Source organism: Halovivax asiaticus JCM 14624 (assembly GCF_000337515.1).
Taxonomy (GTDB): domain Archaea; phylum Halobacteriota; class Halobacteria; order Halobacteriales; family Natrialbaceae; genus Halovivax; species Halovivax asiaticus.
In genome coordinates this window covers 1-6,749 of the sequence record NZ_AOIQ01000020.1, presented here as the reverse complement: position 1 = coordinate 6,749, position 6,749 = coordinate 1, and the positions used below count along the sequence as shown (strand labels likewise).

General features: G+C 68.0%; 11 protein-coding genes. 10 read left to right on the top strand and 1 reads right to left on the bottom strand.

The annotated features are described in order from the left end of the window. The 10 genes from C479_RS16120 to msrB all read left to right on the top strand — a co-directional run. On the top strand, positions 1–143 hold a 143-nt coding region (locus C479_RS16120), incomplete at its 5' end, for an adenosylcobinamide-GDP ribazoletransferase (protein ID WP_193788375.1). Then, positions 143–799, top strand: coding sequence for an NTP transferase domain-containing protein (locus C479_RS12535; RefSeq protein WP_007703170.1), 657 nt, complete (start codon positions 143–145; stop codon positions 797–799). The genes C479_RS16120 and C479_RS12535, both read left to right, overlap by 1 nt. A 10-nt stretch (positions 800–809) precedes the next feature. After that, positions 810–1,955: a nicotinate mononucleotide-dependent phosphoribosyltransferase CobT gene (gene cobT / locus C479_RS12530; RefSeq protein WP_338034109.1), complete on the top strand. Its 1,146-nt coding sequence runs from the start codon at positions 810–812 to the stop codon at positions 1,953–1,955. 2 nt (positions 1,956–1,957) lie between these two features. Further along, complete coding sequence (locus tag C479_RS12525; protein WP_007703166.1) at positions 1,958–2,977, top strand: threonine-phosphate decarboxylase; 1,020 nt, start codon at positions 1,958–1,960, stop codon at positions 2,975–2,977. After that, a complete protein-coding gene (locus tag C479_RS12520) occupies positions 2,970–3,752 on the top strand; it encodes an adenosylcobinamide amidohydrolase (protein WP_007703164.1) in 783 nt (260 codons plus the stop codon). Before C479_RS12525 ends, C479_RS12520 begins: the two co-directional genes overlap by 8 nt. Before the next feature lie 76 nt (positions 3,753–3,828). Continuing rightward, positions 3,829–4,059, top strand: coding sequence for a hypothetical protein (locus C479_RS12515; protein WP_007703162.1), 231 nt, complete (start codon positions 3,829–3,831; stop codon positions 4,057–4,059). Positions 4,060–4,148: 89 nt separating this feature from the next. Next, positions 4,149–4,742: a GNAT family N-acetyltransferase gene (locus C479_RS12510; RefSeq protein ID WP_007703160.1), complete on the top strand. Its 594-nt coding sequence runs from the start codon at positions 4,149–4,151 to the stop codon at positions 4,740–4,742. Positions 4,743–4,943: 201 nt separating this feature from the next. Continuing rightward, positions 4,944–5,432, top strand: a complete 489-nt coding sequence (locus C479_RS12505; protein ID WP_049907295.1) for a YkgJ family cysteine cluster protein — start codon at positions 4,944–4,946, stop codon at positions 5,430–5,432. Positions 5,433–5,560: 128 nt separating this feature from the next. After that, positions 5,561–5,731, top strand: coding sequence for a hypothetical protein (locus tag C479_RS16575; protein WP_007703156.1), 171 nt, complete (start codon positions 5,561–5,563; stop codon positions 5,729–5,731). 132 nt (positions 5,732–5,863) lie between these two features. Further along, positions 5,864–6,268, top strand: a complete 405-nt coding sequence (msrB, locus tag C479_RS12500; RefSeq protein WP_007703154.1) for a peptide-methionine (R)-S-oxide reductase MsrB — start codon at positions 5,864–5,866, stop codon at positions 6,266–6,268. 140 nt (positions 6,269–6,408) lie between these two features. Here the strand turns inward: msrB and C479_RS12495 are convergent, their stop codons facing one another. Continuing rightward, complete coding sequence (locus C479_RS12495; protein WP_152415897.1) at positions 6,409–6,654, bottom strand: hypothetical protein; 246 nt, start codon at positions 6,652–6,654, stop codon at positions 6,409–6,411. Positions 6,655–6,749: the final 95 nt, after the last annotated feature.

Below are 6,749 nucleotides of genomic sequence, written 5' to 3'. Positions count from 1 at the left end.
ATGTGTATAAGAGACAGGCGATCCCCTGGCTGTGGGCGCGGCGGAACCTGGGCGGCGCGAGTGGCGACGTCTTCGGGGCGGCGAACGAGGTCGGCCGCGTCGTCGGACTCCACGCGGGGGTGATCGCGTGGACGCTCTGGTGATGTGCGGCGGGGAGGGGAGTCGCCTCGATACCGACGCGGAAAAACCGCTGTATCCGATCGCCGGTGAGTCGATGGTCGATCGCGTCCGTCGGGCGCTCGCCGCCAGCCGGATCGAGACGACCTACGCCGTCGTCTCGCCGAACGCCCCGGAGACGCGCTCGCACCTCGCCGAATCCGGGATGGCACTGATCGAGACGCCCGGCGCGGGCTACGTCCCGGACCTCGCCACCGCACTCGACGACTCGCGGGTCGAGCCGCCAATCCTGACGGTGACCGCGGACCTGCCGCTGCTCACCGCCGAGCTCGTCGACGACGTGTGTCGAGCCTACCGCGCCCGTGTTCGAACGCGAGCGGACGATGGGGCCGACGCGTCGACGGACGACGCGCCCCGCCAGCCATCGATGACGGTCTGTATCCCTCGTACGCTGAAACGACACCTCGGCGTGTCAGCCGAGGAGGCCGCCGTCGTCGACGGCCTCGTCCCGACCGGCCTCAACGTGGTCGGGGCCGAACCCGCGACCGACGACGATCGATCGAGGGGCACCGAGTCATCGAGACCGCTCGTCCACGTCCTCCGGAGCGCCGGGGCGGTGATCAACGTGAACCGGCTCGACGACGTCCGAATCGCACAACGACACCGAGGAGACCACCGATGACAGGACCACTCTGGCGAATCCACACGATCGAGGAAGCGAACGGACGAACAGTGCAAGAAGCACGGGTGAACGAAGGCGCGAGGCGCCGGACCCACTCCGAGGTAGATCGATGCGACTGATTCTCGCGGCCGGCACGACCGAGACGGCGCTCGTCGACGGTATCAGTGCAGCCGGAGCGACGCCGGAACTCATGGCCCACACGCCGCCCGGAGACGCCGAGCTCCTCGTCTACGGCGAACCGGTCCGCTCGCCGGTCACGCCGATCTCGCCGACCGGCTGCGTGACGCCGGCGGCCGTCACCCGCGCCGTTCGCGAAGTCAGGGCGTTTCCCGTGACCACCATCGACGCCGGATTGGCAGCCCCGACGGCCGCGCCGACGGTCACGCTCGACGCAAAACCGGGAGCCGATATCAGGGACGAACGAGCCGTCCCGGACGCCGACGGGCTCTTCGAACGCGCCCGCTCGTTCGGTGCGTCGCTCCCGGACGACGCGATCACGATCGGCGAGACGATTCCCGGCGGGACCACGACCGCGCTCGGGGTGCTAACCGCTCTCGGCGAGCGAGTTGGCGTCTCGTCGTCGCTGCCGGCGAACCCGATGGAGCAAAAACGATCGGTCGTTCGCGACGGCCTCGAAGCCAGCGGGATCGAGGCAGGCGAGTGTGAGAGCGCGCCGCTCGCAGCGATCGAGGCCGTCGGCGACCCGGTACAGGCGACGGTCGCCGGCGTCGCCGCCGGCGCACTCGAGGCCGGGATCGACGTCACACTGGCCGGCGGCACGCAACAACTCGCGATCGCGGCCGTCCTCCGCCACGCCGGCGTGACTGGCCCGCTCACGGTGGCCACGACGTCCTTCGTCGCCGCCGATCGCGGCGAGGATATAGAACGCGCGGCCGATCGATTCGACTGTGAACTCACCGTCACCGATCCCGGGTTCGACGAACGCGACCACGTGACGATGAACCGCTACTGCGCCGGTGAAGTCAAGGAAGGCGTCGCGATGGGTGGGGCACTCTCACTCGTTCCGACCGACGACCTGGCCGCCGTCCGCGACCGATTCGCCGCGATCTGTGACAGACTCGGCGTCGACGAGTTTCTGGACGGGGCGGAGCCGGAGTCGGCACCGGATCCAAGCGTCTCGTCGGAGGGACGATAACAGTGGACACCGAATCCGTCCGCGACACCGATCGCGTCCCCCACGGTGGCGAATCGGACCCGTCAGTGCTCGACTGTAGCGCGAACGTCGTTCCCGAGCCGCCCGAGGGCGTCGAGGCCGTCTACCGGGACGCGCTGGCGGCGGCCGGCCGGTATCCCGACGACGCGTATCCGTCCTTCCGCGAGGCAGCCGGTGCATACGTCGGCTGTGATCCCGAACACGTCGTCCCGACGGCCGGCGGGCTGGCTGCGATTCGACTCGCGATCGGGCTCACCGTCGACCCCGATGACGAGGTGCTGGTTCCGTTCCCGAGCTTCGGCGAGTACGCCCGCGAGGTACGCCTCCAGGGAGGCGACCCGCGATTCGTGCCACACGACGAGGTGCTAGCAGTCGACCCCAGCGGCTGTGCGCTCGCGATCGTCTGTACCCCCAACAATCCCACCGGGGAGCTCACGGATCCGGACGCGTTGGCCGCGTTCGCCGGTCGCTGCGAGGCTACCGGAACGACGCTGCTCGTCGACGAGGCGTTCCTCGGATTTACGGAATCCGCCTCGATGGCGGTCCGGGAACGCGAGAACGTGATCGTCGCCCGCTCGTTAACCAAGCTGTTCGGGCTCCCGGGTCTGCGCTCCGGCTTCGCCGTCGCTTCCGGTCCACTCGGCGAGACGCTCGAACGGGCACGACCGGCCTGGAGCCTCGGGACGCCGGCCGCGACAGTCGGCTCCCATTGCCTGCGAGACGAGGAATTCGTCCGAGAGACGCGGTCACGCGTCCGGCGGGAACGAACGCGCCTCCGGGACGGCCTCGTCGGTGCCGGCTTCGCGGTGGCACCCTCGGACGCACCGTTCGTCCTCGTCGAGTGCGCAGGTCGCGACGTGGACGCCGTCCTCGAACGCGCTCGCGACGCGGGGATCGCCCTCCGCGACGCGCGGACGTTCCGGGGACTCGACTCGCACGTCCGCATCGCCGTCCGCGATCGAGAGACGACCGACCGGGTACTCGAGGTGCTCGGCGATGGATGAGTCAGTCGCCGCGGACGACGCAGCGTCCGGGACGGACTCGATCGCGGACGCGTCGCGGCGGGACGGCGTCCTCCAGGTTCGCCGACCCGGAACCGAGTGGCTCCACACCGGCTGGCACGGCGGCCGGACGGTCGCCGACGCGGCCTACAACGTCACCGTTCCCAATGGATGGGCCCCGCCAGATATCGCCGCGGACGTCCGCGAGCGACTCGCCGCGGCGTCGTTCACCGACGATGGACCCGTCCTGCTGACCGGCGTCGAGATGAGTCACGGTCGCGGAGCGAACTGTGGGCCGGTCACCGCCTACGCCACAGTCGGCATCTCGAATCCGGCCGTCCTGCCAGCCGACCCGGCGGGCGGATCGCTCCCACCAGCCTCGGTCGGTGATGACGGGGAATCGACGACGACCGGAACGGTCAACCTCGTCGTCGTGACCGACCGATCGCTCGCGGGCGGCGCACTCGCGAACCTCGTCGCCGTCGCCGCGGAGGCGAAAACTGCCACGTTGCTCGCAGAAACCGGCTTCCCCGGTACGACGAGCGACGCGCTCACCGTCGGCCACGATCCGACCGGGCCGACCGCCGAATTCTCCGGCAGTGCGACCCGCGTCGGGGCAGCGACTCGCGCGTGTGTCCGCGAGGCCGTGACGGCGTCGCTGCACAGCCGGTACGAGAATGGAGACGTCGACCGTCCCCAGTGCCTCGACGACGCGGCGTACGGCGTCTCGACCGACGTTCGGGCCGACGTCTTCGCCGTTCCGTCCGATCGGCGGTGACCCGCCCGCAGGCACGCACTTTCACTTTCACTCCGCTCGGGTCGCTTTGACGTACTGTCCGCACATCCTACAGAATATGAGCACGAACGCAGTCCTGATCGACGAGGAATCGGCCGGCCACCCAGCGCCCCAGCACGACCCCACCGTCGACGCGCTCGAAGAGCGGATCGCCCGGACCGAACGTCGTCGGGTCGACGTCACCGAACTCGACGTCACGAGCCTCGAGACGTTCGTCGAGGAGAACGTCGGCACTCACCTCGTCTCGCTCGAACACCGCGGGGGACGTACTTACCTCGTTCTCGAGTAGCGTCGCAGGGTGGAGTCGGGCGTTACCCCCGCCGATTCGCCGTCGCGACGGGGCCAACAGCTTTGACGGTCGACCCGAAATCGGGCCACATGCCGGGACCACCGTTCTGCGCGGGCGAGCAGGTGACACTGCGCCCGATCCAGCGAGAGGACAGTCGGTTCTGCCAGGAGTTGCTGAACGAGCCGCGGGTTCGCCGACGAATCGCGAGTACGGACCCGATCACGGCGGCGGCCGAACGCGACTGGATCGAGCGCCAGGACGAGCAGGACGGATTCGACTTCCTGATCTGTCGTGCCGACGCGCCGACCGACGGCGACGATCCACTCGGGCTGGATAGTGTCGACGAGCCCGAACCCGTCGGAACGATCGGGCTGACCCCGGCCCACGAGGTCTGGGGGACGGCGGAGATCGGCTACGCGATCGCGCCCGAATACTGGGGGAACGGCTACGCCACCGACGCCCTCTCGCTCGTCTGTCAGTACGCGTTCGACGAGCGCCGCATCGCCAAGCTCCACGCCGAGACGTTCGCGACGAACCCGGCGTCGGCACGTGTCCTGACGAAGGTGGGATTCGAGAAGGAGGGGTCGTTCCGAAACGAGGCGTTCGTCGACGGGGCGCGCGTGAACGTGATCCGATACGGGCTCCTGGCCGAGGAGTGGGACGGAAACGGGACCACTTGGTAACCCCGGAACCCGCGATCAGGGCAGTGTTCGTGACCGATGTGTTCCGACTCGGACCGATACCCGGTAGAAAGACACTTCTCCGTCGGTCCGCTTCGTCGGATCGTGACCGATCAGGGCGACGACGAGCCGAGGACACCGTCGGAGGGTGCTTATGGCGGAGACGATCCCGTCCCGGTCAGCGCCGAGAGCCCGCGGGTCGAGGTGTACCCCGGCAAGGAGGTCGTGGTCGACTTCGACCCCGAGCTGACGTTCGAGTGCGTCTCCGAGTGCACCTGGTGCTGTCAGCACGGCGTCTTGCTCTACGGGAAAGACCTGATCGAACTCGCCAGCCGAGCGAACCTCTCCGAGACGACGACGGATTTCCGCGGCGAGAAGTTCGTCACCCGCGAGCCGAAAGCGCGCGAGGAGCACGTCGCGGACGACGGCCAAGCATGTGCCTTCCTCGGAGACGACGGCCTCTGTCAGCTCCACCTCGAAGACGAGCACGACTGGAAACCGACGCGGTGTTCGGTCTTCCCGCTCGCGGTCAGTCGGGAGGCAGACGGACTTCACGTCGGGATTCGCGAGTCCGCCCACGATCACTGCGAGGGACTCGGCGTCTCCGAGCGCCGCGTCATCGACGAACTCCAGGCCTTCCTCCCCGAGTTACTCTGGGACCTGGAGAACCCCGACTCCGAGCGCGTCCTGTAGCGCGATGACGACCGGGGTGGGCGGCTTTGACGCACTGCCCACCGCGATGATCGTATGTGTGTTTCGCCGATGAACAGTCGCTGCAACCGTGGATAACACCTTAGACCGCCCGTGGTATATCGCCCCACATGGGCCAGACACAGGCACCACCGAAGCGGTCGCGCTGTCTGAACTGTGGGTTCAGCGCCCCGGATGGGGACGACGCGTGGGAGCGAGTCGATGTCCCCGGTCTCGGACGGATGAGTCAGTGTCCGGAGTGTACGAGTACGAACCTTATCACCGGCATCTCGATCAACTAGGCGGCGCTCAGAGACGGGAAAGCCGGCATCCGGCGAGTGAGGGGAATCGACTCCCGTCGAATGAAGGTAGAAATCGGGCCCGGCGAGTGACTCGGGAGACAGACTCTTTGGCGTCCCGGCCCAAGTCACGGTATGAGCCAGGACACAGCGGACCTCCCCGAAACCGACGAGGAGTGGCGCGAACAGCTCTCCGACGAGGAGTACGAGATCCTCCGCGAGGCCGGAACCGAAGCACCGTTCAGCGGCGAGTACGTCGACCACGACGGCGACGGCACGTTCGCCTGTGCGGGCTGTGGCGAGACGCTCTTCGACGCGACGACGAAGTTCGATCACGGCTGTGGCTGGCCGAGTTTCTACGACGCGCCGGAGGACAAGGTCGAGACGCGTCTCGACACCAGCCACGGTATGCGCCGCACGGAGGTGCTGTGTGCGAACTGCGGCGGCCACCTCGGACACGTCTTCGAAGACGGCCCGGAACCGACGGGACAGCGCTTCTGTATCAACTCGGTCGCACTGGACTACGAAGACGAGGACTGACCGATCGGCAGGAGCTCGAGATCCACGGAAGCGTCGGGCGCTTCCAGCGTCTTCCCGTCCGATTCCGGACGAACAAGTCACACCTCCTGAACGAGTGAACGCGCCGGTATCGACACCGTAGCATCGCGTCACTCGAGTCGCTATCGATCGGCCAGGGTCCGGTAGCGCGGGACGCCCGACATGTCGGGACGATCCCGCGCCGGCATCGTCGAGTACGTCGCGCGACCGAGCCCGCTCACCGACTGGCGAGTTCGACCCGACGCTCCGCCACTGATCGACCGATCGTCGAGCGATAGTCCGTCGTCGCCCATCCCGAGAAGACCCTCCGCTTCGTCGGTGTCGTCCGCAGTGGTACCGGCTTCGTCGCCCTCGCCGTCGTGGTCCACACCGTTCTCATCACCGGCGCCCATCGACACGTCGCTCAGGCGGGACCCAGCTTCGTCGACGAGACTCGCCGCCGCTGTCTCTTATACACATCTCT